This window comes from Achromobacter xylosoxidans (assembly GCF_001457475.1).
Classification (GTDB): domain Bacteria; phylum Pseudomonadota; class Gammaproteobacteria; order Burkholderiales; family Burkholderiaceae_B; genus Achromobacter; species Achromobacter xylosoxidans.
On the sequence record NZ_LN831029.1, the window covers coordinates 3,536,277 to 3,557,708 of the forward strand.

General features: G+C 69.1%; 26 protein-coding genes. 15 read left to right on the forward strand and 11 right to left on the reverse strand.

Going from position 1 to position 21,432, the window contains the following annotated elements:
* Positions 1-40 precede the first annotated feature (40 nt).
* The 9 genes from AT699_RS15905 to AT699_RS15945 all read left to right on the forward strand — a co-directional run bounded on the left by AT699_RS15905 (position 41) and on the right by AT699_RS15945 (position 5,897).
* The gene (locus AT699_RS15905; protein WP_006384314.1) at positions 41-427 is read left to right on the forward strand and encodes a hypothetical protein; all 387 of its coding nucleotides are present in this window, start codon (positions 41-43) and stop codon (positions 425-427) included.
* A complete protein-coding gene (locus AT699_RS15910; RefSeq protein ID WP_024069081.1) occupies positions 424-615 on the forward strand; it encodes a helix-turn-helix transcriptional regulator in 192 nt (63 codons plus the stop codon). The genes AT699_RS15905 and AT699_RS15910 overlap by 4 nt, the downstream gene beginning before the upstream one ends.
* A 108-nt stretch (positions 616-723) precedes the next feature.
* Positions 724-1,077: a YciI family protein gene (locus AT699_RS15915; RefSeq protein WP_006384316.1), complete on the forward strand. Its 354-nt coding sequence runs from the start codon at positions 724-726 to the stop codon at positions 1,075-1,077.
* A gap of 157 nt (positions 1,078-1,234) precedes the next feature.
* On the forward strand, positions 1,235-1,648 hold the full coding sequence (locus tag AT699_RS15920; RefSeq protein WP_020927989.1) for a YciI family protein: 414 nt from the start codon (positions 1,235-1,237) through the stop codon (positions 1,646-1,648).
* 41 nt (positions 1,649-1,689) lie between these two features.
* On the forward strand, positions 1,690-2,097 hold the full coding sequence (locus AT699_RS15925; RefSeq protein WP_006384318.1) for a VOC family protein: 408 nt from the start codon (positions 1,690-1,692) through the stop codon (positions 2,095-2,097).
* Entirely contained in the window at positions 2,094-3,383 is a 1,290-nt protein-coding gene (locus AT699_RS15930) for an RNA polymerase sigma factor (protein WP_024069082.1), read from the forward strand. The genes AT699_RS15925 and AT699_RS15930 overlap by 4 nt, the downstream gene beginning before the upstream one ends.
* Before the next feature lie 93 nt (positions 3,384-3,476).
* The gene (locus AT699_RS15935; RefSeq protein ID WP_080684540.1) at positions 3,477-4,367 is read left to right on the forward strand and encodes an AraC family transcriptional regulator; all 891 of its coding nucleotides are present in this window, start codon (positions 3,477-3,479) and stop codon (positions 4,365-4,367) included.
* 110 nt (positions 4,368-4,477) lie between these two features.
* On the forward strand, positions 4,478-5,431 hold the full coding sequence (locus AT699_RS15940; protein ID WP_024069083.1) for a DMT family transporter: 954 nt from the start codon (positions 4,478-4,480) through the stop codon (positions 5,429-5,431).
* A gap of 82 nt (positions 5,432-5,513) precedes the next feature.
* Positions 5,514-5,897 carry a c-type cytochrome gene (locus tag AT699_RS15945; protein WP_024069084.1) on the forward strand — a complete coding sequence of 128 codons (384 nt, stop codon included), beginning with the start codon at positions 5,514-5,516 and terminating at the stop codon, positions 5,895-5,897.
* Between the two features lie 51 nt (positions 5,898-5,948).
* On the opposite strand, the gene AT699_RS15950 is transcribed toward AT699_RS15945, so the two are convergent.
* Positions 5,949-6,617: an HAD family hydrolase gene (locus AT699_RS15950; protein WP_024069085.1), complete on the reverse strand. Its 669-nt coding sequence runs from the start codon at positions 6,615-6,617 to the stop codon at positions 5,949-5,951.
* Positions 6,618-6,690: 73 nt separating this feature from the next.
* On the reverse strand, positions 6,691-7,899 hold the full coding sequence (locus tag AT699_RS15955; protein WP_024069086.1) for an MFS transporter: 1,209 nt from the start codon (positions 7,897-7,899) through the stop codon (positions 6,691-6,693).
* 107 nt (positions 7,900-8,006) lie between these two features.
* Here AT699_RS15955 and AT699_RS15960 point away from each other — a divergent pair, with 107 nt between their 5' ends.
* Positions 8,007-8,909 (forward strand): LysR family transcriptional regulator, encoded by a 903-nt coding sequence (locus AT699_RS15960; protein WP_020927996.1) that lies wholly within the window; start codon positions 8,007-8,009, stop codon positions 8,907-8,909.
* A gap of 70 nt (positions 8,910-8,979) precedes the next feature.
* Here the strand turns inward: AT699_RS15960 and AT699_RS15965 are convergent, their stop codons facing one another.
* The 3 genes from AT699_RS15965 to AT699_RS15975 form a co-directional block, all read right to left on the reverse strand.
* Positions 8,980-9,798 carry a DUF169 domain-containing protein gene (locus AT699_RS15965; protein ID WP_020927997.1) on the reverse strand — a complete coding sequence of 273 codons (819 nt, stop codon included), beginning with the start codon at positions 9,796-9,798 and terminating at the stop codon, positions 8,980-8,982.
* A gap of 85 nt (positions 9,799-9,883) precedes the next feature.
* On the reverse strand, positions 9,884-10,312 hold the full coding sequence (locus AT699_RS15970) for a GNAT family N-acetyltransferase (protein ID WP_024069087.1): 429 nt from the start codon (positions 10,310-10,312) through the stop codon (positions 9,884-9,886).
* An 80-nt stretch (positions 10,313-10,392) separates the two neighbouring features.
* On the reverse strand, positions 10,393-11,268 hold the full coding sequence (locus tag AT699_RS15975) for a LysR family transcriptional regulator (protein WP_024069088.1): 876 nt from the start codon (positions 11,266-11,268) through the stop codon (positions 10,393-10,395).
* 96 nt (positions 11,269-11,364) lie between these two features.
* On the opposite strand from AT699_RS15975, the gene gstA reads away from it, so the two are divergent.
* Positions 11,365-11,970 (forward strand): glutathione transferase GstA, encoded by a 606-nt coding sequence (gene gstA, locus AT699_RS15980; protein WP_024069089.1) that lies wholly within the window; start codon positions 11,365-11,367, stop codon positions 11,968-11,970.
* Between the two features lie 63 nt (positions 11,971-12,033).
* On the opposite strand, the gene AT699_RS15985 is transcribed toward gstA, so the two are convergent.
* Positions 12,034-12,804: a hypothetical protein gene (locus AT699_RS15985; protein WP_020928001.1), complete on the reverse strand. Its 771-nt coding sequence runs from the start codon at positions 12,802-12,804 to the stop codon at positions 12,034-12,036.
* The gene (locus AT699_RS15990) at positions 12,801-13,334 is read right to left on the reverse strand and encodes a MarR family winged helix-turn-helix transcriptional regulator (protein ID WP_024069090.1); all 534 of its coding nucleotides are present in this window, start codon (positions 13,332-13,334) and stop codon (positions 12,801-12,803) included. The genes AT699_RS15985 and AT699_RS15990 overlap by 4 nt, the downstream gene beginning before the upstream one ends.
* A 135-nt stretch (positions 13,335-13,469) precedes the next feature.
* Here AT699_RS15990 and AT699_RS15995 point away from each other — a divergent pair, with 135 nt between their 5' ends.
* The 3 genes from AT699_RS15995 to AT699_RS16005 all read left to right on the forward strand — a co-directional run bounded on the left by AT699_RS15995 (position 13,470) and on the right by AT699_RS16005 (position 15,357).
* Positions 13,470-14,279 carry a nucleotidyltransferase domain-containing protein gene (locus AT699_RS15995; RefSeq protein WP_006384534.1) on the forward strand — a complete coding sequence of 270 codons (810 nt, stop codon included), beginning with the start codon at positions 13,470-13,472 and terminating at the stop codon, positions 14,277-14,279.
* An 11-nt stretch (positions 14,280-14,290) separates the two neighbouring features.
* The gene (locus AT699_RS16000; protein ID WP_024069091.1) at positions 14,291-14,785 is read left to right on the forward strand and encodes a GNAT family N-acetyltransferase; all 495 of its coding nucleotides are present in this window, start codon (positions 14,291-14,293) and stop codon (positions 14,783-14,785) included.
* Positions 14,786-14,877: 92 nt separating this feature from the next.
* Entirely contained in the window at positions 14,878-15,357 is a 480-nt protein-coding gene (locus AT699_RS16005) for a DUF6882 domain-containing protein (RefSeq protein WP_006384532.1), read from the forward strand.
* A 72-nt stretch (positions 15,358-15,429) separates the two neighbouring features.
* On the opposite strand, the gene AT699_RS16010 is transcribed toward AT699_RS16005, so the two are convergent.
* A complete protein-coding gene (locus tag AT699_RS16010; protein ID WP_024069092.1) occupies positions 15,430-16,641 on the reverse strand; it encodes a citrate synthase family protein in 1,212 nt (403 codons plus the stop codon).
* A 183-nt stretch (positions 16,642-16,824) separates the two neighbouring features.
* Here AT699_RS16010 and AT699_RS16015 point away from each other — a divergent pair, with 183 nt between their 5' ends.
* On the forward strand, positions 16,825-18,264 hold the full coding sequence (locus AT699_RS16015) for a CoA transferase (protein ID WP_024069093.1): 1,440 nt from the start codon (positions 16,825-16,827) through the stop codon (positions 18,262-18,264).
* Between the two features lie 63 nt (positions 18,265-18,327).
* Here AT699_RS16015 and AT699_RS16020 read toward each other — a convergent pair whose 3' ends face one another.
* The 3 genes from AT699_RS16020 to AT699_RS31550 form a co-directional block, all read right to left on the reverse strand.
* Positions 18,328-19,554 (reverse strand): SMI1/KNR4 family protein, encoded by a 1,227-nt coding sequence (locus AT699_RS16020; protein WP_024069094.1) that lies wholly within the window; start codon positions 19,552-19,554, stop codon positions 18,328-18,330.
* 82 nt (positions 19,555-19,636) lie between these two features.
* Positions 19,637-19,801 (reverse strand): hypothetical protein, encoded by a 165-nt coding sequence (locus AT699_RS31545; protein WP_024069095.1) that lies wholly within the window; start codon positions 19,799-19,801, stop codon positions 19,637-19,639.
* A 1,278-nt stretch (positions 19,802-21,079) separates the two neighbouring features.
* The gene (locus AT699_RS31550) at positions 21,080-21,316 is read right to left on the reverse strand and encodes a hypothetical protein (protein WP_131727082.1); all 237 of its coding nucleotides are present in this window, start codon (positions 21,314-21,316) and stop codon (positions 21,080-21,082) included.
* Between the last annotated feature and the right edge of the window lie 116 nt (positions 21,317-21,432).

Genomic DNA, 21,432 nt, shown 5'->3' on the forward strand with positions numbered 1-21,432 from the left:
ACAATGTCAAGCACGCTTTACACACCCGGAGATGTCCCCCATGAATCAAACCCAGGCCAGGCGCCGCTACCTGAAGGAATTCGGCGCCGCCATCGCGCTCTACGTGGCCCTGGTGGCGCTGTCGGTGTATGCCGCCACGCTGCTGGAGCCGGGCGCGCCGCGCACCGCCCTGCTGGCCAGCCCGGTGCTCGCGATCCTGCTGGTCATCCGCGCGGTGGCGCGCCAGGTCCGCCGGGCGGATGAGTTCGTGCGCAAGATCACCGCCGAACACCTGGCCATCGCCGCCGCCGTGACCGCCGCCATCACCTTCGCCTACGGCTTCCTGGAGCTGGCCGGCTTTCCGCGCCTGAGCATGTTCTTCGTCTGGCCGCTGATGGCCGTCGCCTGGCTCGCCACCACTATCATCGACTACCTGCGCCATCGATGAAGAACCGGATCCGCGACCTGCGCGCCGAACGCGGCTGGAGCCAGGCGGCGCTGGCCGAGCAATTGGATGTCTCGCGCCAGACGGTCAACGCCATCGAGACTGGCCGCTACGATCCCAGCCTGCCACTGGCCTTTGCCATCGCGCGCGTGTTCGGCCAGCCCATCGAGGCCATCTTCCAGGAAGGCTGACGCGAACCTGTCCGGCGCGCCGCAAACAGCGTAATCTGGCGGCTGCCGGCCGGGCGCGACGCGCGCCAGCGCCGGCACATACGCCGACCTTGCCACCAGGAACCGTCCATGCCGTACATGCTTCTCATCGTCGAGCCCGCCGGCCAGCGCGCCGAGCGCACCCCCGAGCAAGGGCGCGACGTCTACGCCCAGATGGTGCGCTACGCCGAAGGATTGCAGGCGCGCGGCCTGCTGGCGCGCGCCGAATCCCTCAAGTCCGACGCCGACGGCGTGCGGCTGCGCGTGCGCGACGGCCAGCGTACGCTGGTCGACGGCCCCTTCGCCGAGGCCAAGGAGATGATCGGCGGCTTCTTCCTGCTCAACTGCGAGGATCGCGAACAGGCGCTGGCGCTGGCCGCCGAATGCCCGGCGGCGCGCTGGGCCACGGTGGAGGTGCGCGAGTTGGGGCCCTGTTTCATGTAGCGCCGGGTCGCTGCCGCGCGGGCTGGCGTGGCGGCCGGACTAGGTGTTTACCCTGATTCGCACGTCTCCCTGTCGATTCGCGCCCGCCTCATGCGTCGTGCCAGTACCGACCCTGCCGCGCCTTGTGGCCGGGCCCATCGATACCAGGAGATCCCCGATGCGATTCATGATCATCGTCCGCGCCAACGCCGACAGCGAGGCCGGCAAGCTGCCCGAGGCCAGCCTGCTCGATGCCATGGCGACCTACCACGAAGGCCTGGCCAAGGCCGGCGTGCTGCTCGACGCCAGCGGCCTGCAGCCTTCGTCCAAGGGCTGGCGGGTGCGCTACGACGAGCGCGGCCAGCGCCAGGTCATCGACGGGCCGTTCGCCGACACCAAGGAGCTGGTGGCCGGCTACACCATGATCCAGGTGCGTTCGCGCGAGGAAGCCCTGCAATGGACGCTGCGCTTTCCCGACCCCTTCCCCGGCCAGCCCTGCGAAATCGAGGTGCGCCAGCTGTATGAACTGGACGATTTCGGCCCCGGCAAGGAAATCGACCGCTTCCGCGAACTGCCCGGCAACGGCCAGTGAGCCGCGCCGCCCCTTCAACGCCCCACGCCACGAGACCCATCATGCACAAGCAGATCTTCGTCAATCTCCCCATCGCCGACATGGCGAAATCGCAGGCCTTCTTCAAGAGCCTGGGCTTCAGCTTCAATCCGCAGTTCACCAATGACCAGGGCGCCTGCATGGTCGTCAGCGACAACATCTACGTCATGCTGCTGGTAAAGGACTTCTTCCAGGGCTTCACCAACAAACCCGTCGTCGATGCCAAGGGCGCCACCGAATCCCTGATCGCGCTTTCGTGCGAAAGCCGCGCCGAGGTCGACGACCTGGTCGCGCGCGCCAAGGCGGCCGGCGGCACGGCGCCGCGCCCGCCGCAGGACCATGGCTTCATGTACGGACACGGCTTCGACGACCTGGACGGCCACATCTGGGAAGTGTTCTACATGGAACCCGGCGCGACGCCGCAGGCATGACCACGACGGCCGGATCGGCGGCAACCCACCGCGCCATCGAAGCCGTCTGGCGCATCGAGGCCGCCAGCGTCATCGCCGGCGTCGCGCGCCTGGTGCGCGATGTCGGCCTGGCCGAGGAACTGGCCCAGGACGCGCTGGTGGCCGCGCTGGAGCGCTGGCCGGCCACCGGCGTGCCGGACAACCCAGGAGCCTGGCTCATGACCACCGCGAAGAACCGCGCCCGCGACCGCTTGCGGCTGGACGCCATCCATCGCCGCAAGCACGAGCAGATCGGCCACGAACTGGAGGCGCTGTGGGCCGACGTCGAACCCGATTTCGTCGAGGCGCTGGACGCCGCGCGCCAGGACGACATCGGCGACGACCTGCTGCGCCTGGTGTTCACCGCCTGCCATCCGCTGCTGTCGACCGAGGCGCGCGTGGCGCTGACGCTGCGGCTGCTGGGCGGGCTGTCCACCGCCGAGATCGCGCGCGCTTTCCTGGCCTCGGAGTCGACCATCGCCCAGCGCATCGTGCGGGCCAAGCGCAGCCTGACGGCGGCGCGCGTGCCGTTCGAGGTGCCCGGGCCGCAGGAACGCGCGGCGCGGCTGGCCTCGGTGCTGGAAGTGATCTACCTGATCTTCAACGAAGGCTATGCGGCCACCGCCGGCGAAGACTGGATGCGCCCGGCGCTGTGCGACGAAGCGCTGCGGCTGGGCCGCATCCTGGCCCAGCTGACGCCCGACGAAAGCGAGGTACACGGGCTGGTGGCGCTGATGGAACTGCAGGCCTCGCGCCTGCATGCGCGCAGCGACGCCGAAGGCCGGCCGGTGCTGCTGCTGGAACAGGATCGCGGCCGCTGGGACACGCTGCTGATCCGGCGCGGCCTGGCCGCGCTGGAGCGCGCCGAAAGCCTGGGCGGCGCCAGCGGCCCGTACGCGCTGCAGGCCGGCCTGGCGGCCTGCCACGCCCGCGCGCGCCAGCCGCAGGACACCGACTGGGCGCGCATCGTGGCGCTGTACGACGCGCTGGCGCAGGCCATGCCGTCGCCCGTAGTGGAACTGAACCGCGCCGTTGCCGTGGGCATGGCCTTCGGCCCGCAAGCCGGGCTGGACCTGGCGGATGAGCTGGCGCGCGACCCGGCGCTGGCCAACTACCACTGGCTGCCGAGCGTGCGCGGCGACCTGCTGGCCAAGCTCGGGCGCCATGCCGAAGCGCTGGCCGAATTCGAGCGCGCCGCCGGCATGACGCGCAACGCCCGCGAACGCGAAATGCTGCTGGCGCGGGCGCGGGCCATGCGCGCGCCTTGATGCCCCCGCCGCGCCGGATCGCCGCGGCCCGGCCGCCGGTGGGCGCCCGCGATGGCGCATGCCGATCCCGGGCGGACGTGCTTAAATCCCGCCATGGCCTCATCCCATCCCGCCGCCGGCGGCCTCCGCGCCGCGCCTGACACGCACGCCGAACCGCCGCTCGCGGGCGTGCCGCAGGCCTTCGACCATGCCGATGACCGCGCCGAATTCCGGCGCCTGGCGCAGCGGCCCGGCATCGAGCTGTACCGCGCCCACATCATCCGCCACGCCTTCGAACCGCATACCCACGAAGCCTTCGGCCTGGGCGCCATCGAAGCCGGCGTGGAGCGTTTCCGCTACCGCGGCGCCGAGCACCTGGCGCCCTCGGGCTCGGTGGTGCTGATGAATCCCGACGAACTGCACACCGGCCGCGCCGAGACCGCGGGCGGCTGGCGCTACCGCATGGCGTACATCGACCCCGACGTGGTCGAGCAGGTGACGGGCGAGGCCGCCTGGTGGTTCGATTGCGCGGTGGGCCACGACCCCGCCGGCGCCCAACGCGTCACCGCCCTGCTGGACACCCTGTGGCGCGCGCGCGAGCCGCTGGCGTTCGATAGCGCCTTGTTCGCGTTGCTGGCCGAATTCCGCCGCCACGCCCGCGTGCCGCGACCGCCGCGCGCGCAAGGCGCGCCGCGTTTCGCGCCGGTCATCGACTACCTGCGCGCCAACCTGGCGCGCCGCCTGACGCTGGAGGAACTGGCCGCCGTCGCCGGCCTCAGTCCGTTCCACTTCCTGCGCAGCTTCCAGGCGCACTACCACGCCACGCCGCAGCAGACGCTGATGGCGCTGCGCCTGTTCGAGGCCAAGCGCCTGCTGGCCGCCGGCGAAACGCCGGCCCAGACCGCCCTGGCCGCCGGCCTGACCGACCAGGCCCACCTGACCCGCGCCTTCACCCGCCGCTACGGCGTCACGCCCGCCCGCTACCAGAAGCAGGTGCGGGCCTGACGCCGCCGGCGGCCGCGCCAGGGTCGCGGCGCGCAGCAATCTGGTACAAGACCGGCCGCGCCAGCCGCCGCTAGACTGCCCCGTCTATCGCATACACGTAGGGAATCTTCATGTGGGCAGGAACCTTGTACGCCCTGGCGGCCGGATTGATGTGGGGGCTGGTTTTCGTCGGTCCGCTACTGCTGCCGGAATACCCCGCCGCCCTGCAATCGGTGGCGCGCTACCTGGCCTTCGGCCTGATCGCCCTGCCGCTGGCCTGGCTGGACCGCAAGGCGCTGCGCCAGCTCAGTCGCGCCGACTGGATCGAGGCCCTGAAGCTGGCCGCCATCGGCAACCTGCTGTACTACCTGTGCCTGGCCAGCGCCATCCAGCGCGCCGGCGGCCCGGTGCCGACCATGATCATCGGCACGCTGCCGGTGGTGATCGCCATCTGCGCCAACCTGCGCAACGCGCGCCGCGACGGCCGGCTGCCCTGGAAGCGGCTGGCGCCCTCGCTGGCGCTGATCGCGCTGGGCATCGCCTGCGTCAACCAGGCGGAACTGCAAGCCCTGCGCCAGCAAGCCGATGCCGACCTGTCGCGCTACGCGATCGGCGCCGTGCTGGCGCTGGGCGCGGTGGCGTGCTGGACCTGGTATCCGCTGCGCAACGCCGACTGGCTGCGCGACCATCCTGGCCGCAGTCCGCGCACCTGGGCCACCGCCCAGGGCGTGGCCACCCTGCCGCTGGCGCTGGCCGGCTATGGCCTGTTGTGGGGCGGCATGGCCGCCACCGGCAGTGGCTTCGACATGCCACTGGGCCCGCGTCCCGAGGTGTTCCTGGGGCTCATGATCATCATCGGCCTGTTCGCCTCGTGGCTGGGCACGCTGTGCTGGAACGAAGCCAGCCAGCGCCTGCCGACCGCGCTGGCCGGGCAACTGATCGTGTTCGAGACGCTGGCCGCGCTGGCCTATGCCTTCATCCTGCGAGGCAGCCTGCCGCAGCCGTTGACGCTGGCCGGCATCGTGCTGCTGATGATCGGCGTACTGCGCGCGGTGCGGGTCAAGCCCGAGCCGCTGCCCGCCTAGCATCGGCGCGTGGCGAGGCCCGCGGCCACGGTCTAGAATGCCGGGCCCCCGTCCTGGGGCCCGATCGATACGACACGACGACATGAAAACAAAAACAGCATGCATCGCCGCGCTGGGATTCTCCGCGCTCATTCAAACGCCGCCGGCCCTGGCCGAGAACATCAACGGCAGGAATCTCTTCCAGCAGCGATGCGCCATGTGCCACGGCGCGGACATCAAGGGCACCGGGCCATTGGCCAGGAAAAGCAATCCGCCTACCCCGGACCTCACCACCGCGGCGTTCAAGAAGCGGCTGATCGACTATCCGGGTGTCATCGTGTCCTCGGTCATCCTCCGCCCCAACGGCGACCTCATTCCCAGGACATTGCGCGAGAATGGCGTGAAGGTGCCTCCGCATGCCTGGACGGTCAAGGATTTCCGGGATCTGCACGAATACATGACGGGCGTGATCGCCAAGAGCCGTTGATGGGCGCGTCGCCACCGCGCCCATGCCAGGCGGCCCGGGCGCGTGGCGGCCCTAGATGATCTCCGACAGGCGCTGCAGGTCGCTGATGACCTCGAACGCGCCTTCGTCCAGCAGGCGCTTGCGCTGGTCCGGCCCGTTGTGCGAGGCGCCGATGTAGCCCACCGCCCGCATGCGCGCGGCGCGGGCGGCGCGCACGCCGGGCACGCTGTCCTCGACCACCACGCATTCCAGGATCGCGGTGCGCATCTGGCGCGCGGCGAACAGGAACACATCCGGCGCCGGCTTGCCATGCGCCACCTGCGCGGTGCTGAATACATTGGGCGCGAACGCCTCCCACAGCCCCACCAGCTTGAGCGCCGCTTCCAGCTTGGGCGGCGTGCTGCTGGAGGCCACGCAATACTCGATGCCGCGCTGGCGCAACGCCGCCAGGGTCTCGTGCACGCCGGGCAACGCGCGCAATTCCTGGCGGAAGGTGTCCTGCAGGCGGTCGGCGTACTGGCGCGGGAATTCCGGCGGCAGCGGCCGCGCGTTCTCTTCCTGCAGGGTCTGCCACATGTCGGCATCGGGGATGCCGGCGAAGCGCCGGGCAGCTTCTTGCGGTGTGATGGCGATGCCGTGTTCGGCCAGCGCGCGCGACTGGGCGCGCGCGGCGATGATTTCGCTGTCGATCAGGACGCCGTCACAATCGAAAATGACCAGGCGCGGGGCAGGCGTAGACATGGGGACTCCACGGGATGCGAGCCTCCATGATAGGCCGCCCGCATGACAATCGATGCCGGGGTGGCGACGGCGCCTACAGTTGCGCGCCGTTCAGCCGCCGCAGGCGCCAGGCGATGGCCACGCCGCCCAACGCCGCGGCCGCCACGATCAGCGAAGCCTGCGCCCAGCCATAGCGGTCGATCACCCCGCCCACCGTCACCGGGCCGATCACCTGCCCCAGGTTGCTGCCCATCATCACCAGGCCCACCGTGGCCGCCGTGAGCGTCGGCCGCGGCGCCACCAGTGGCGCCGTGCCCAGCAGCGTCGCCGGGATCAGGCCGCCCACGGCCGAGAACAGCACGCACAGCAGGAACGTCGGCATCGCCGCGAACACCGATCGGAAGATCAGCAGCGCCACCACGCCCATCGCCACGCTGGCGCAGGCGATCAGGGTCGAACGGCGCCAGCCGCGCGACAGCAGCACGCCGGCGCCCAGGTTGCCGATGATGTTGGCGGCGCTGGCGACCGCGCTGTAGAGGCCGGCGGTGGCCAGCGGCAGGCCCAGCTTGTCCATCAGCAACACCGGCAGGAAGGTGAACAGCGCGAAGAACATCAGGCTGTAGAGCGTGAACGAGGCCGCCAGCAGCATCGGCCCGGCCGCGCCCAGGGTGTCCGTGGTGTCGCGGCGCAAACCGTTCCAGGACAGGGCCGCGCCGCCCGGCACCGGCGGCGCCAGCGCGGCGATACAGCCCAGCGCGAGCACCGCGGCGGCGCCGGCGCACCACCAATAGGCGTGCCAGTCGCCAAACGCCTGCGAGGCCAGCATGGCGATCGCCATGCCCGCCGGCATGTAGCAGCTCCAGAGCGCGAACGCCAGGTCGCGGCTGGACGGCAGCACCAGGCGCTGCAAGGCCGCCGGCCCGGCCACCGTGATCAGCAGGAAGCCCAGGCCCTCGACCACGCGCGAGGCCAGCAGCACGCCATAACCCGGCGCCAGCGCGCCCGCCGCCGTGCCCGCCGCGACCGTGGCCAGGCCCCACAGCAGCATGCGGCGCGCGCCAAAGCGCGCAATGACGCCGCCGGCGGCGATGCCGCCGACCATCCCCAGGATGGAGAACACCGCCGTCAGCGTGCCGATCGACGCCAGGTCCAGTCCCAGGTCGCGGCGCAGCAGCGGCGCCGCGATGATCACCTTGCCCACCTGCAACGACGCCACCACCCCGGCGCCCACGATCGCCAGCACCGCCCCCCAACGGGTCGCCGCCGGCTGGCCGGCCCGCGCCGCGCCTTCCACCTTGTCCATCCTTGCCTCTCCTCGCTTGCAATGCCGCCAGCATGCCGGCCGGAACCGATTCTGATAAGTGATAATCTTTTGATGGAACCGATCTTGAAAATAGATCAGGACGCACGATGATAGACGCCCTCACCCTGGATCAGCTACGCGTGTTCGCCGCCGTGGCCGACACCGGCAGTTTCCGCGCCGCGGCCAAGCAGCTGGCGCGAGTGCAGTCGGCCGTCAGCCACGCCATCGCCAACATGGAAACGCAGCTGGGCGTGAAGCTGTTCGACCGCGGCGGCCACCGGCCCGTCATGACACCGGAAGGCCAGGCGCTGCTGGCCAACGCGCGCGACATCCTGCTGCGGGTGGACGCCATGCGCGCCCGCGCCCAGGGGCTGGGCGAAGGGGTGGAGCTGGAACTGTCGCTCGTGGTGGACACCCTGTACCCCATTGCCCAGGTTGGCGCCGCGCTGAACCGCCTGCGCGCCGCCTATCCGTCCGTGGCCACGCGCGTCGCGGTGCTGCCGCTGGGCGGCCCCATCGCCGCGCTGCTGGACGGCAGCCATCAACTGGGCATCATCGCCGGCGAGCATTTCCGCCATCCGCGCATCGCCATGCAGGCCTTGTCCTCGGTGCAGATGGTCGCCGTGGTCGGCGCCAGCCATCCCCTGGCGGCGCGGGTGGCCGACGGCGCGCCGCTGGCCACGCCCGAACTGGCCGACCACCTGCAGGTGGTGCAGATCGACCCATCCACCCTCAGCGCCGGCCGCGACTTCGCGGTGCTGTCGCCGCAGACCTGCCGGGTCAGCGGGCAGGACACCAAGCATGCGCTGATCCTGGCCGGCGTCGGCTGGGGCCGGCTGCCGCTGTGGCTGGTCGAACGCGACCTGGCCGAGGGCCGGCTGCTGCGCCTGCCCACCGGCAGCCTGGGGCGCGGCAGCCAGGTGGCCACCGAGGTCTACCTGGCGCACCGCATCGACCAGCCGCTGGGGCCGGCCGCGCGCACGCTGGCGGCGGCGCTGGCGGGCGCCTGACGGCCAGGGCCACGGCCCGGTCCGGGGCCAATTCGGGCCAGGCGCGGCGCCCGTGGCTGGCGGCTTCGCCTCAGGCGCGCGGCGGCTGCGCGTAGCTCACGCCCATGCCGGCGCGCACGTCGTTCTGGATGCCATACGGCGGAATCGGGTAGCGCAGGCCATTGGCCGACAAGGCCTTCATTCCCTCGATCGCCATGGGCAGGTAGCGCGGCGGCAGCGCCATCAGCATTTCCTCGTCCGGCACGCCGCCATAGCGGCGCTCGGCATAACAGGGCAAGGACAGGCTGGGCTCGCCGGTGGCCAGCGCCCGCCCCCAGGAATCGGCGCAGGCGGTCTCGCCCACCACGCTCCAGTCGAAGCGCCGGTAGTTCTTCCATTGCAGGCCGTTGATCAGAATGATCATCTGCCCGGGCGTGGCGTACACCAGGCAGATGTCGGGCGGATCGAGCCGGCCCGAGGCCAGCGGCGACACCACCATGGCCCGATACCTGCCCGCCGGCACACAGGACAGGGCTTCCTGGCGGGCGCGCGCGTCGGCCTCGGTGGCGTGCCAGACGCCGACGTATTCCTTGCCGCTGCGCCAGGCCTCGTCCTGCGGCCCCAGGCCGATCACCGCGCGGCACTGCGCTCCGACCAGGTCATCGCCGGTGATGCCGACGGTCCAGCCCAGCCGCGCCGCCATGCCGACGATCTGGTCGGTGGTGTGGGTGGCCTTGGGCCGCCGCAGTCCCTTCACGCCGGCCAGCGCCGCTTCGTCCTGGTAGAGCTTCATGCCGATGACCGTGGTCTTGAGCCGCAGCAGGCGGTTCAGGTCGTCGACCAGCGCCGCCCAGTCGAGCGGCTGGCCTGGGATGGCCTCTTGATTTGTCTGTTGGGTTGTCTCTTCCATGCCCGTCCTTTGGACTTGTCGTTGGTACGGGCAAGGCTACACGAGAGCAAGGCCGGCAGGCCAACCTGTCCGCCCCCGCCGCCGCTCAGCGGCGGCAGGACTTCATCAGGTACTTGGGCGATTCCGCGTAGCCCTGGCGATGGTAGAAGCGGTGCGCGTCGACGCGGCGCTCGTGGCAATGCACCTCGATGCGGTCGCAGCCACGGGCGCGCGCCAGCGCTTCGGCCGCCTCTTCCAGGGCCCGCCCCACGCCGCTGCCGCGGGCCGCGTCGCTGACGCAGAAATAGGTGATGCGGCAGAAGTCCCCCGGCAGCGCCAGCTGCACCATGAAATGCAGGCCGATGAACCCCAGCAGCCGGCCGCCGTCCTCGGCCACCAGCAGTTCGGCGTCGCAGTGCCCCAGCAGGCGCTCGATCTTCTCCGGCACGAAATCCGCGGTGCCGGGATAGCCCAGCTGGGCCAGCAGTTCAACGATGTCGGCGCTGTCGCCGGCTTGCGCATTGCGGATGATCATAGGGCCTCGGGCAAAAGCGCTGATGGTAGGCGGCCACGATGTCGCCGCGATGACCGCGCGCGGCGCCGCGCCCCGCCGCGTCAGGCGCGGCGGTCATCCTGGCGCAACATTGCGAACAGAGCCTGCACGGCGGCCGAGCCGGCGGCGGCCGGCGACGCGGCCAGCGCGAAACGGCGCCGCACCGGCTCGGCCAGCGGCAACACCCGCAAGCCGCGCCGGTTCTCCGGCAGGGTCAGTTCCGGCACCAACGCCACGCCGACATTGTCGCGCACCAGCGCATGCGCGCTGGACCACTCCATCACGGTGGCGCGCACGTCGGCCAGCGCCAGGCCGGCGTCCGCCGCCACGCTGCCGGCATGCACGCTGCAACCGCCGGTGGCCAGCACGAAAGGCTGCGCCACCAATTGCGCCAGCGCCACCGACGCGCCGCGCGCCAGCGGATGCGCCGCCGGCAGCACCGCCACCCAGTGGTCCTCGCCCAGCGGACAGGTGGCGCGGCCGGCAGGCGGATTCAACACCACGCCCACGTCCACGGTGTCCGCCGCCAGCAGGTCTTCGATCTCGCTGTCGCTGGCCTCCAGCGGCACCACGTCGATGGCCGGATGCAATTGCCGGAAACGCCGCAGCACCGGCGGCAGGATGGTCGAGAACACCATCGGGAAACTGGCCAGCCGCAACACCCCGCCCGGCGCGCCGGCCGCCTCGCGCGCCAGCGCCTGGATGCGGCCGAGCGCGGCGAGCATGGCGCGGGCCTCGTGCGCGACCCGCAGCCCCAACGCGGTCGGCACGCTCTGGCGCCGTTCGCGGGTGAACAGCGGCGCGCCCAGGTGGTGTTCGAGTTGCGCGATGGCCTGGCTGGCGCCCGATTGCGTCATGCCCACCTGCCTTGCCGCGTGCGTGATGTTGCCGGCGTCCACCACCGCCAGCAGCAGCCGCCAGTGAATCAGGTTCATCATGGCATCAGCCCAGCTTATTGCATGTTTATGAAGAAGTAATTTTACGGATGTTTGGCGGCGCGGCATCCTGGCGTTCCCTTCTTCCGGATTGCCCGCATGAAACTCTATTACGCTCCCGGCACCTGCTCGCTCTCGCCCCACATCCTGTTGCGCGAACTCGACCTGCCCTTCACCCTGGTGCGGGTCGACAACCGCAGCAAGCGCACCGCCGACGGCGGCGATTTCCTGGCCATCAATCCCAAGGGCTATGTGGCCGCGCTGCGGCTGGACGACGGCCGGGTGCTGACCGAAGGCCCGGCCATCAGCCAATACCTGGCCGACCTGCGGCCCGAAGCCGGCCTGGCGCCGCCCGCGGGCAGCTGGGGCCGCAGCCAGTTGCAGGAATGGTTGAATTTCATCTCGGCGGAAATCCACGGCGGCTTCGGCCCGCTGTTCAACCGCGATCTGCCCGAGGCGGCGCGCGCGTGGTGGCAGGGTCGCCTGGAAAAGCGCCTGGACTACGTCGCCGCCGCGCTGCACGCGCGGCAGGCCCTGGTGCAGGACCGCTACGGCGTGGCCGACATCTACCTGTACGCGGTGCTGCGTTGGGCGCCCCAACTCGGCGTGGACCTGGCGCGCTGGCCGGAGCTGGTGCATTTCCAGCGCCGCATCGAATCGCGCCCCGCCGTGCAGGCCGCGCTGGCGGCCGAAGCGCACGCTTGAACAGCTCGCGGCCGGTCCGCAATGGCGATCGATAGCCGCGTGGCCTGCGCGGCCTGCGGCGCGCTACGCCCCGATGGTGCGCAGCGCCCGCTGGCAGATGCGTTGCGTCGCCGCGACCGGGCTGTGCGTCAGCCAGCGCGCGCACACCCGCCGGACCCAGTCCGGCTGGTCCTTGCTGGCATCGTTCAGCCAGTTCGCCACCGAATCCTGCACATAGACCGCCGGATCGGCGCGCAGCGGCTCCAGCAGCGGCAGCGCCTGCCCCGGATCCGCCTTGAGCGCGGCGATGTGCGCGCACCAGACGCCGCGCGGCCGCAACGCTTCGCTGGCAAAGCGGCGCAGGCGCTCGGACGGCAATGCCGTCCACGCCTGCAGTTGCGCGATGGCCGCGTCCAGGTCCGCCGCCAGCGCCGGCCGCACCGCCAGCCAGGCCCATTCGCGCACACCGAAATGCGCGTCGTCGGCCAGCGGCCGGATCCGCGCCAGGCGCTGCGCCAGCGACAGGCCTGGCGCGGCGCCGACCATGAAGCAGGCCCAGCCGCGCGCGGTATCCGACGCCTGCGCCGCCATGCGCGCCATGCCGGGCTCGCCCAGGCTTTCCCCCAGGATCCGCGCCGCCAGCGCCATGCGCCGGGAAATTCCCAGCGCCGCCGCGGCCCGCATGCGCGCGATGCCTGCGGCGCCGACCTCGGGCGCCAGCGCCTGCATCAGGCGGGCGAAGTCCACCGCCAGGCATTCGGTCAGGTGCGTGGCCGGCGCGCCGGCGTTCAGTTGCGCGAGGCGATCGGCGCCGATGTCCTTGACGCCGCGGCCCGCGGGTTTCGCGGCGCTCATGGCGCGGCTCCGGCCGGCGCCGCGCGCCCGCTGTCGGTGCCGCGCCAGACCTTGGCCAACAGGTCGCCAAGCTGGCGCCGCTCGGCTTGCGACAGGCCGTCGAACAGCGAGCCGATCCAGTGCGCGTGCTCCTTGAACAGGCGCGCCGCCGCTGCCCTGCCCTTGGGCGTCAGCGTCACGGTGACGCGGCGCCGGTCGTCCTGGCCCGGCTGGCGCAACACGAACCCATCGCGTTCCAAGCCGTCGAGCAGGCCCGTGACGGTGGCGCGGGTCACGCCCGCGCGCGCCGCCAGCTCGTGCGGCGACAGGCCGCCGGCCTGGGCATGCAGCAGGAACAACAGCACGAACTTGCCTTCGGACAACTGCCGTGGCGCCAGGCGCGCGGCGCAGTCGCGGTCGATGGCGCCGGCCAGGGCCAGCACCTGGAAGCACAGCCGGATACCGTCGGACGAAGGCAGCCCGCGACGGGCGGCCTCGTCGAGCAAGGCATGGTGCTTGGGTTCCAACATGGCGGGATGAACAGCTGGCATGTGTTTTCGGAAAATTGATATGGAGGCATATGATAAGCCGCCTAATCATTGAATGGCAAACGCGCGCGGGACCGCAACGCGCCGCCCCTAGCCACGCGCATCGCGCCCGCGGGACGAAGTGCTAGCATTGGACGCATGACCTCGATCCTGCATGCCCATCCCATCGATCCGGCCGTCCGCGAACGCGTCATGGCCACGCTGGAACACATCGAACAGCGTCACGACGTGCGCGTCCTGCTCGCCTGCGAATCCGGCAGCCGCGGCTGGGGCTTCGCCTCGCCCGACAGCGACTACGACGTGCGCTTCCTGTACGTGCACAAGCTGGACTGGTACCTGCGCGTGGCGCCCCAGCGCGACGTGATCGAACTGCCCATCGACGACGAGCTGGACGTGTCCGGCTGGGAATTGCGCAAGGCGCTGCAACTGCTGCGCGGCTCCAACCCCACCCTGTTCGAGTGGCTGGATTCGCCCGTGCTGTACCGCCAGGACGAGGCCACCAGCGCCTGGCTGCGGCACTTTCGCAGCGGGTATTTCTCGCACATGAAGGGCCGCTGGCATTACGTGTCCATGGCCGGCCGCAATTTCCGCGAATCACTGCAGGGCGACACGGTGCGGCTCAAGAAATACCTGTACGTGCTGCGTCCGGTGCTGGCCGCGCAATGGATCGACAGCGGCCGCGGCATCCCGCCGATGCGCTTTGCCGACCTGGCCGATGCCATGGTCACCGATCCCGCGCTGCGCGACGAGATCAACGCGCTGCTGGCCATCAAGATGCAGGCCGGCGAGGCCGAGCACGGCCCGCGCTTCCCGTTGATCCACGCCTACCTGGAAACCACGCTGCCGGCTTTGGAAAAAGCCCCCTTCTTCGACCGGCCCGATGGCCAGACCGAGCGGCTGGACCGGTTCCTGTACGAAGTCGTGACCGGCGCGCCGCTGACGTATTGAGCGCCGCCACAATGCCGCCCGCCCCGACCGTCACGCTGCGCCGCCTGCGCGAAAACGACGTGCCCATGATCCTGGCCCTGGAATCCGACCCCGAGGTCATGCGCCACAGCACCGGCGTCAAGCCCGCCACCCAGGCGCGCCGCCAGGAACTGCTGGATTGGCTGAAGACGCCGCCCGACGCGATCGGCCACTGGGCGGTCGTCGATCCTGACGGCGTGGCGGTGGGCTGGATCAGCCTGACACGGCTGGAAGACACTGGCGCGTTGCAGCTGGCCTACCGCCTGCAACGGTCGGCCTGGGGACGCGGCTATGCCACCCGGGCGGCGCGCCAGCTGTGCGATTACGCCTGGCGCGCGCTCGACTGCGCGGAGCTGCTGGCCGTCACCTGGCCCGACAACCTGGGATCGCAGCGCGTGCTGCAGAAACTGGGCTTCACCTTCCGCGCCGTCGAAACGCATTACGGACGTGATACCCGCGTCTACGCGCTGGCGCGTCCCCGGAACTAGGCAGGGACCGGCGCGGGGCCATCGCCTCTACCGTCACGGCAGCATGCCTTTGCGGGTACCCTATCGGTTTTCCATCACCCGCAAAGCCCCGCATGTCCGACACCACGCAGCCCTTCGACGTTTCCGCCTACATCGCCCAGAGCCTGGAAGGCATGCGCGCCGCCACCTCGGCGCACTGCGCCACCTGGCACCTGGACGAAGCCGAACAATGGTCCGTGGACATGGACAGCGGCCTGATCGTGTTCCAGCTGCCCGGCGGCATCACCGCGCAAGCGCCGGTGCAGATCGTCGGCACCTCCAACAGCGAGGACGGCAGCTTCCTGTGGGGCTGGGATCATCCCTCCGTGCCCGCCGAACTGGCCGAACACGCCCAGCTGGCGCTGGCCTTCGGCAAGGCCCATGGCCTGGAGGCGTACACCCACCGCAAGGTGCCCTGCGACGACGCCCTGGCCTGGGAATTCACCGCCGTCGCCATGCGGCTGGGCGAGGCCAGCGGTTCCTACCGCGCGCAGGCCTCGGACACCGCGCACGTCTGGATGACGTTCGGCCAGGTCACGCTGTCCAAGGCCTGACGCCCGCGGCGCGCGCCGTACCGCGCCCCACGGCGCCGACACGGCATGCCGTGTCAGCGCCGGACGCCGCGTTCAAGCCGCGTCGGGATGCGCGCCGGTATAGGCCGCGCGCGGCCGGATCACATCCTGGCTGCCGCGCTGCTCCAGCCCGTGCGCCAGCCAGCCGATGGAGCGCCCCAGCGCGAACAAGCCGAAGGCCGCGCCCGGCGGCAGCCCCAGGTGGCGCCGCACCGCCACCAGCGCGAAGTCCACCGACGGCCGCTGCCCGGCCAGCTGGAACGCCTGTTCGATCAGCGCCTGCCAGTCGGGACGCCGCGGCAGTATCCGCGCCAGCAAGGCGCTGGCGCGCGGATCGCCGGCCGGATACAGGTGATGCCCGAAACCCGGCAGATCCTCGCCCCGCGCCAACCGTTCGCGCAAGCCACGCGCCAGCCGCTGGCCGGCGTCCGCGCCGGCATCGCCGCGTTCCAGTTCATCCCACATGGCCTCGGCGCGCGCCGTGGTGCCGCCGTGGCGGCCGCCCGTCAGCGCCGCCAGCCCGCCCACGATGCCGGCGCGCAGGCTGGCGCCGGTGGACGCGATGCAGCGCGCGGTGAAACTGGAGGCGTTCAATTCGTGGTCGGCGCACAGCACCAGGGCCATGCGGATCAGGTCCGCGCCCGCCTCGTCCACGCCCCAGGCGCGGGCGCATTGCGCGTGGATCGGCGCGTCGTCCGGGGCGATCTGCAACAGGCAGGCCGCCAGCGTGCGCACCAGCGCGCCGCAGCCCTGCGCCTGGCGCTCGGGCGAGCGCTGCCACAACGCGGTGGCGTCGTCATCGCTGGCCGCCGTGAATAACGGCAACAACGCGGCCTCGGCGCGCTGGCCGCGATGCCGCGCGAACAACGCCGCCAGGTCGCCCGGCAACACCGGCGCGGGCGCGCCGAACGCCATGGCTTGGTCGCACTGCCAAAGATGCGCCGCCACCGCCTCCACCGAACGCGAACCGGCCAACGCCACGGCGCTTTCCCCGCGATAGAACAGCTGCCCGTCATCGATCAGCGTGATGGCGGACTCCAGCACCGGCAGCCCCCAATTCAGCGTGGCCTTGGCCACCTCCCTGGGCTTGCGCCCGCGCGTGCGCTGCGCCGCCAGCCGGTCCACATCCTCGGCCAGGTAGCGGCTTTCACGCGGGGTGGCGCCGGACTCGGCGTGCAGCAGCCCGCGGCTCACATAGGCATACAGGGTCTGGCGCGACACGCCCAGACGGGCGGCCGCGGCGGCGGAAGTCAGGTAATCGGGCATGAGGGCGGACGGTGGCGGACGGCGTTCAGCTAAGGGGAAAACGAAGGGGAAACGAGGCCCGGACACGGCATGGCGACCGCCATGCCGTGAGGCTGGACCAATAAGTTGATTAGATTAATCAATATTGACAATTAATACGAGAAGAATAATCCTGACGGCATTCTCCAACGACCAGGAAGCCTCATGTCCGCCAACGCCCTCCCGCCCTCGCCCGCCATTGCCGACTATCTGCGCCAGTTCTGGCTGGCCGCCGGCGGCGACGCCGCGCACCTGGCGCGCGTGGCCATCACCGGCGAAGGCGCCTTGCCATCCGTCTTCGCCGTCACCGAATTCGCCACCGCCGCCATTGGCGCGGCCGGGCTGGCCATGGCTGAATTCGCGGCGGCCGGCGCCGGCGCGGCCGGTCCGGATTCGACCGGTCCTGGCGCCATCGGCCAGGTCACGGTCGACCGCCGCCTGGCCTCGATCTGGTTCGGCACCACCTTGCGTCCGGTCGGCTGGAGCGCGCCGCCGCTGTGGGACGCCGTGGCGGGCGACTACCGCGCCGCGAACGGCTGGATCCGGCTGCATACCAACGCGCCTCATCACCGCGACGCCGCCCTGGCGGTGCTGGGCGTGGCCGCCGACCGCGACGCCGTGGCCCAGGCCGTGTCGCGCTGGCGCGCCGACGAACTGGAAGCGGCCGTGGTCGCCCGCAACGGCTGCGCCGCGGCCATGCGCGGCATCGACGCCTGGCGCCAGCACCCGCAAGGCCGCGGCGTGGCCGAGGAGCCGCTCCTGCACCGCGACGCCGGTCCCACCGCGGCCAGGCCGCAATGGCGCGTCCGCCGGCAACGGCCCCTGCAAGGCCTGCGCGTGCTGGACCTGACCCGCATCCTGGCCGGCCCCGTCGCCACCCGCTTCCTCGCCGGCTATGGCGCCGACGTGCTGCGCATCGATCCGCCCGGCTGGGAAGAGCCCGGCACCGTGCCCGAAGTCGTGCTGGGCAAGCGTTGCGCGCGCCTGGACCTCAAGTCCGCGGAGGGCCTGGCGACGCTGGAACGCCTGCTGGGCGGCGCCGACGTGCTGATCCACGGCTACCGCGCCGACGCCCTGGCGCGCCTGGGCCTGGACGCCGAGCGCCGCCGCCAACTGAACCCGACACTGGTGGACGTGTCGCTCGACGCCTATGGCTGGAGCGGCCCCTGGCAGGCGCGCCGCGGCTTCGACAGCCTGGTGCAGATGAGCACCGGCATCGCCGAGGCCGGCATGCGCGCCAAAGGCGCCGACCGTCCGGTGCCGCTGCCGTGCCAGGCGCTCGACCACGCCACCGGCTATCTGATGGCGGCCGCGGCGATCCGCGGGCTGACCGAACGGCTTGCGACGGGCGCCGGCGGCAGCACGCGCGCGTCGTTGGCCCGCAGCGCGCAGTTGCTGATCACGCATGGCGGCATGCTGGAAGGCGGGCCGGCGCTGGCCCCGGAAAGCGAAGCGGACTGGTCCGCGGCGATCGAGGAAACGTCATGGGGCCCGGCCCGGCGCGTCAAGCCGCCCATGCGGATCGAAGGCACGCCCGAGTCGTGGGATTACCCGGCGAGCGCGTTGGGCTCATCCGACCCGGCCTGGCGGGACGCGGCGCGATAGGGATACGTGGGATGCGCGGGATACGCGGGATGGGCGCAAGATGCGCGGCGTCCGCGCACAGCCTCAGATCGAAAACGCCCGCAGGTTCGCGATGCGCTCGGCCAGGCCGTCCGCGCCCAGGTAGTGCCCCAGCTTGCCGGCGCGCACGCGGCGCAGGTCTTCCTCGTAGCGTGTCAGCATGGCGTCGCGCGCCTCGGCATACGCGGCGCCCATCCCCTCGCCACCAGCGGCAACGATGAGGCGCGCGGCATCGGGCGCGCCGCATGCCACGCAACGCGCGGCGCCCAGGCCGTCGGCCCGCGCCCCGCGCGCCAGTAACTGCGCCACCAACTCGGCGGGCGGCTGGCGATCGAAGCGATGCAACACATCCGCGCTGACCGGCGCGTCGGCCCGCAACAGCGCCTGCGCCGCCGCGTGGGCATGCTGCATCAACGCCACATCCAGCGCCGTCGCGCTGCCACGCAACGGCTGATCCAGGCGCATGCCCTGCGCCGCCAACTGGCCGACCAGCGCGCCGTCATCGTTGGCCAGCGCGTGCCTCAATGCCAGATTGGCCAGCCGCGGCGACCGCCCCAGCGTCCCGGCCGCCAACGGTCCGCGCCAGTCCACCAAAGCGCGCCGGTAGAACGCCGTCAGCTTGTCCGCCAAGGCCTGCGGCATGCCGTGATCCGCCACGCGCTCGTCCAGATACTCCAGCAGGCGTATCCCCGTGCTGTCGGGGTCCTCGGGATCTTCCTCCAGGCACAGCTCGGCAAACGCGCCAAGCAGATCGGCCGCGATCGTCGCAACGCCATCCTGTTGCAGCGCGTGCGTCCAGCCCGGCAGCCCCTGCTTCCAGGCCACGATGCCGCCGGCCTGCGCGCCCGGCTCCAGGCACACATAAATGCGGTCGCAATATTCGAAACCGCCGATGGGCAGATAACGCAGCTTGCCGTCCCAGGCCTCGCCGCGTTCCCCGGCGGCCTCTTCGGCGCATTCCTGCTCGTGCTCGATCCAGCCCGCCAGGTCGCGGTAGTGGTCGCTGCCGTCATAGAACAGTTCGGACCAACTAAGCGCTTCTTCGTTGCCGTCCATCCGCGCATGCAGGTCATAGGCCAATTCACCGCCGGCGGTCAGGCGCCACAATTCGCGCAGCGCACCGGGCAAGGGGCCGGCGCACATCGCTTCGATCTCATCGATGCGCGCCTCGCTCATGGGCGGTTGGACCGCGATCAGGACACGGTCGGCGAACAGGGCGATGCCGTGTTGTCGAAGCGACTGGATTTCGTCGTCGGAAAAATGCTCGCTCATCTTGGATGCTTCATGGATATGGCGTATCGGATTCTACCCGTGGGCGCATGAAGACCCAGGCCACCAAGGATCCGTGATCCGCTCACGAGCCCTTGCTGCGCGGCATTGTCACAGGGCAGTCCAGGAAGATCTGCGCGCCCCAGGCGCAGTCCTCGGCGTCGACGCGCCCGGCCGCCTGATCCTTGGCCAACGCGTCCAGGTTGTCCTTGCCTTGCGATGAGGGCGAGGCGCCGTCGGTGGGAGTCAACTTACGAAACCGGAATTTTTCTGGCGCGGTTTTCCAGCAGAAGTCTTTCAGTACGTACATGGGTTTGAAACACCTTCGATAATTCCCGAGCGAGATCGCTTATCTAAGCCTTCCCGCTTCAACACGACGCAATTGCAGGCTGACACCCATTTTCCAATCAAGCTCAAGACAATCCGGTCAAGTAGGCTCATACCACTTACCTTAATACACCAGGTCATTTATGGGCCACTCTGCCTTACAACACGTTTACTAAATTTCTGAATCCCCGGATTTCCAAGAAACCTTATCATTGGTCGACAACGCCTTTCGCACAGCGGTTTCCCAGTCCTGCCACGCAGCAGGATCAGCGGGTCTCCCATCCGTCCAAATATGCCATGGCAATGAACCAAGGATTCCCCCCCAGCTCATCAGACTTTGTTAGCTCATACTCTCCCTCAAGAAAATAGAACATCGCTCGATATGCTTCTTCAACTGTTAGAACTTGCTCTTTCATCATTTCCACCCCGGCCTATTTGGCGATGCCAATCCAGCCTCAGGATCAAACCCTATGGATTTTTCATTAATAGCTACTTTCCACATTTCCCCAATTTCTCGTTGGAGCCGAGAGTTGCTTTCCATTAGGAAAAAATCTGAGCTGACCATGCATTCCCATACTTATCTTTTCCGAGCCAAGCAGCCGAGCCCTTGATCTCGACCAAGAACAACTCTCTATTATCCGGAGCATCTAATATATGCCCACACAGAAGAGCCGTTTTTATTTCAATGCAGCCTGAAAACCTATCTTAGAGAAATTATTTATTGACAACCATGACATACCACGAATGCCCTTTCATCTCATTAAACTCCAAACAGCGCAAGAATGAGTGTTGATCACGACCGGCTTTCGAAGCATCGTGCGACTCCCGGGGCTCATTCCATTCAGATTCGCAGTCCTCGCATATGACAAAAAGTGAATGATGATCTTCCTCTAAGGCGACAAGAACGCGCCCCTGCCCGCAGACCGGGCATGCTTCATTAACAACTGCGAAGTGTACATACGTCATAATCAGGGAAATCTCAGGAAACGCCGTGATGATTTGAGTCGATCCGTGGATCGGCAAGAATAGTCACCCATCCACGTCATAGCTCGGTGTACCTCGGCTACCCAAGCCTCCGTATATCCCGGCATATCGTAAGAACGTTTCTGAGTGCAAAATGCGCATTCCCGCTTAGAGTCTAGAATTCACCCGATATAAAAGACAACCAGCACCCTCCTCCAAGCGCACAATTCGTACAGATTCACTTATCCAACGCGTAAATTGACGCTGATTTTTCGAATCCATCCCAAAAAACTGACAAACGAGCACAATTCGGGCATTTCAGCAATATTTTCATCGATTTATAGATCTCTTCCGCATTCGCATCATTAGAAAAAAAATCATCATAAGCAATATCAGAAATCACTAACCACTGATCACGGGAAGGAATTTCTCCCAACCGAAACAAATGGCCGCATGCGCAAACTCTATTAGGCATATTAGTTTCCAACAATCTTGATGTCTGTGATATCTTTCGCCCCCTTAACTCGTTGCAATATATTCCCTAACTGCTCAGAAGTTACCGAGGCGTTTCTTAAATCGGAGTCATGAGCC

What these genes read in the sequence shown, in the direction of transcription:
- AT699_RS15905 (WP_006384314.1), top strand. Translation starts at nt 41, where the DNA reads ATGAATCAAACCCAGGCCAGGCGCCGCTACCTGAAGGAATTCGGCGCC.
- AT699_RS15910 (WP_024069081.1), top strand. Translation starts at nt 424, where the DNA reads ATGAAGAACCGGATCCGCGACCTGCGCGCCGAACGCGGCTGGAGCCAG.
- AT699_RS15915 (WP_006384316.1), top strand. Translation starts at nt 724, where the DNA reads ATGCCGTACATGCTTCTCATCGTCGAGCCCGCCGGCCAGCGCGCCGAG.
- AT699_RS15920 (WP_020927989.1), top strand. Translation starts at nt 1,235, where the DNA reads ATGCGATTCATGATCATCGTCCGCGCCAACGCCGACAGCGAGGCCGGC.
- AT699_RS15925 (WP_006384318.1), top strand. Translation starts at nt 1,690, where the DNA reads ATGCACAAGCAGATCTTCGTCAATCTCCCCATCGCCGACATGGCGAAA.
- AT699_RS15930 (WP_024069082.1), top strand. Translation starts at nt 2,094, where the DNA reads ATGACCACGACGGCCGGATCGGCGGCAACCCACCGCGCCATCGAAGCC.
- AT699_RS15935 (WP_080684540.1), top strand. Translation starts at nt 3,477, where the DNA reads ATGGCCTCATCCCATCCCGCCGCCGGCGGCCTCCGCGCCGCGCCTGAC.
- AT699_RS15940 (WP_024069083.1), top strand. Translation starts at nt 4,478, where the DNA reads ATGTGGGCAGGAACCTTGTACGCCCTGGCGGCCGGATTGATGTGGGGG.
- AT699_RS15945 (WP_024069084.1), top strand. Translation starts at nt 5,514, where the DNA reads ATGAAAACAAAAACAGCATGCATCGCCGCGCTGGGATTCTCCGCGCTC.
- AT699_RS15950 (WP_024069085.1), bottom strand. Translation starts at nt 6,617, where the DNA reads ATGTCTACGCCTGCCCCGCGCCTGGTCATTTTCGATTGTGACGGCGTC.
- AT699_RS15955 (WP_024069086.1), bottom strand. Translation starts at nt 7,899, where the DNA reads ATGGACAAGGTGGAAGGCGCGGCGCGGGCCGGCCAGCCGGCGGCGACC.
- AT699_RS15960 (WP_020927996.1), top strand. Translation starts at nt 8,007, where the DNA reads ATGATAGACGCCCTCACCCTGGATCAGCTACGCGTGTTCGCCGCCGTG.
- AT699_RS15965 (WP_020927997.1), bottom strand. Translation starts at nt 9,798, where the DNA reads ATGGAAGAGACAACCCAACAGACAAATCAAGAGGCCATCCCAGGCCAG.
- AT699_RS15970 (WP_024069087.1), bottom strand. Translation starts at nt 10,312, where the DNA reads ATGATCATCCGCAATGCGCAAGCCGGCGACAGCGCCGACATCGTTGAA.
- AT699_RS15975 (WP_024069088.1), bottom strand. Translation starts at nt 11,268, where the DNA reads ATGATGAACCTGATTCACTGGCGGCTGCTGCTGGCGGTGGTGGACGCC.
- gstA (WP_024069089.1), top strand. Translation starts at nt 11,365, where the DNA reads ATGAAACTCTATTACGCTCCCGGCACCTGCTCGCTCTCGCCCCACATC.
- AT699_RS15985 (WP_020928001.1), bottom strand. Translation starts at nt 12,804, where the DNA reads ATGAGCGCCGCGAAACCCGCGGGCCGCGGCGTCAAGGACATCGGCGCC.
- AT699_RS15990 (WP_024069090.1), bottom strand. Translation starts at nt 13,334, where the DNA reads ATGCCAGCTGTTCATCCCGCCATGTTGGAACCCAAGCACCATGCCTTG.
- AT699_RS15995 (WP_006384534.1), top strand. Translation starts at nt 13,470, where the DNA reads ATGACCTCGATCCTGCATGCCCATCCCATCGATCCGGCCGTCCGCGAA.
- AT699_RS16000 (WP_024069091.1), top strand. Translation starts at nt 14,291, where the DNA reads ATGCCGCCCGCCCCGACCGTCACGCTGCGCCGCCTGCGCGAAAACGAC.
- AT699_RS16005 (WP_006384532.1), top strand. Translation starts at nt 14,878, where the DNA reads ATGTCCGACACCACGCAGCCCTTCGACGTTTCCGCCTACATCGCCCAG.
- AT699_RS16010 (WP_024069092.1), bottom strand. Translation starts at nt 16,641, where the DNA reads ATGCCCGATTACCTGACTTCCGCCGCCGCGGCCGCCCGTCTGGGCGTG.
- AT699_RS16015 (WP_024069093.1), top strand. Translation starts at nt 16,825, where the DNA reads ATGTCCGCCAACGCCCTCCCGCCCTCGCCCGCCATTGCCGACTATCTG.
- AT699_RS16020 (WP_024069094.1), bottom strand. Translation starts at nt 19,554, where the DNA reads ATGAGCGAGCATTTTTCCGACGACGAAATCCAGTCGCTTCGACAACAC.
- AT699_RS31550 (WP_131727082.1), bottom strand. Translation starts at nt 21,316, where the DNA reads ATGCCTAATAGAGTTTGCGCATGCGGCCATTTGTTTCGGTTGGGAGAA.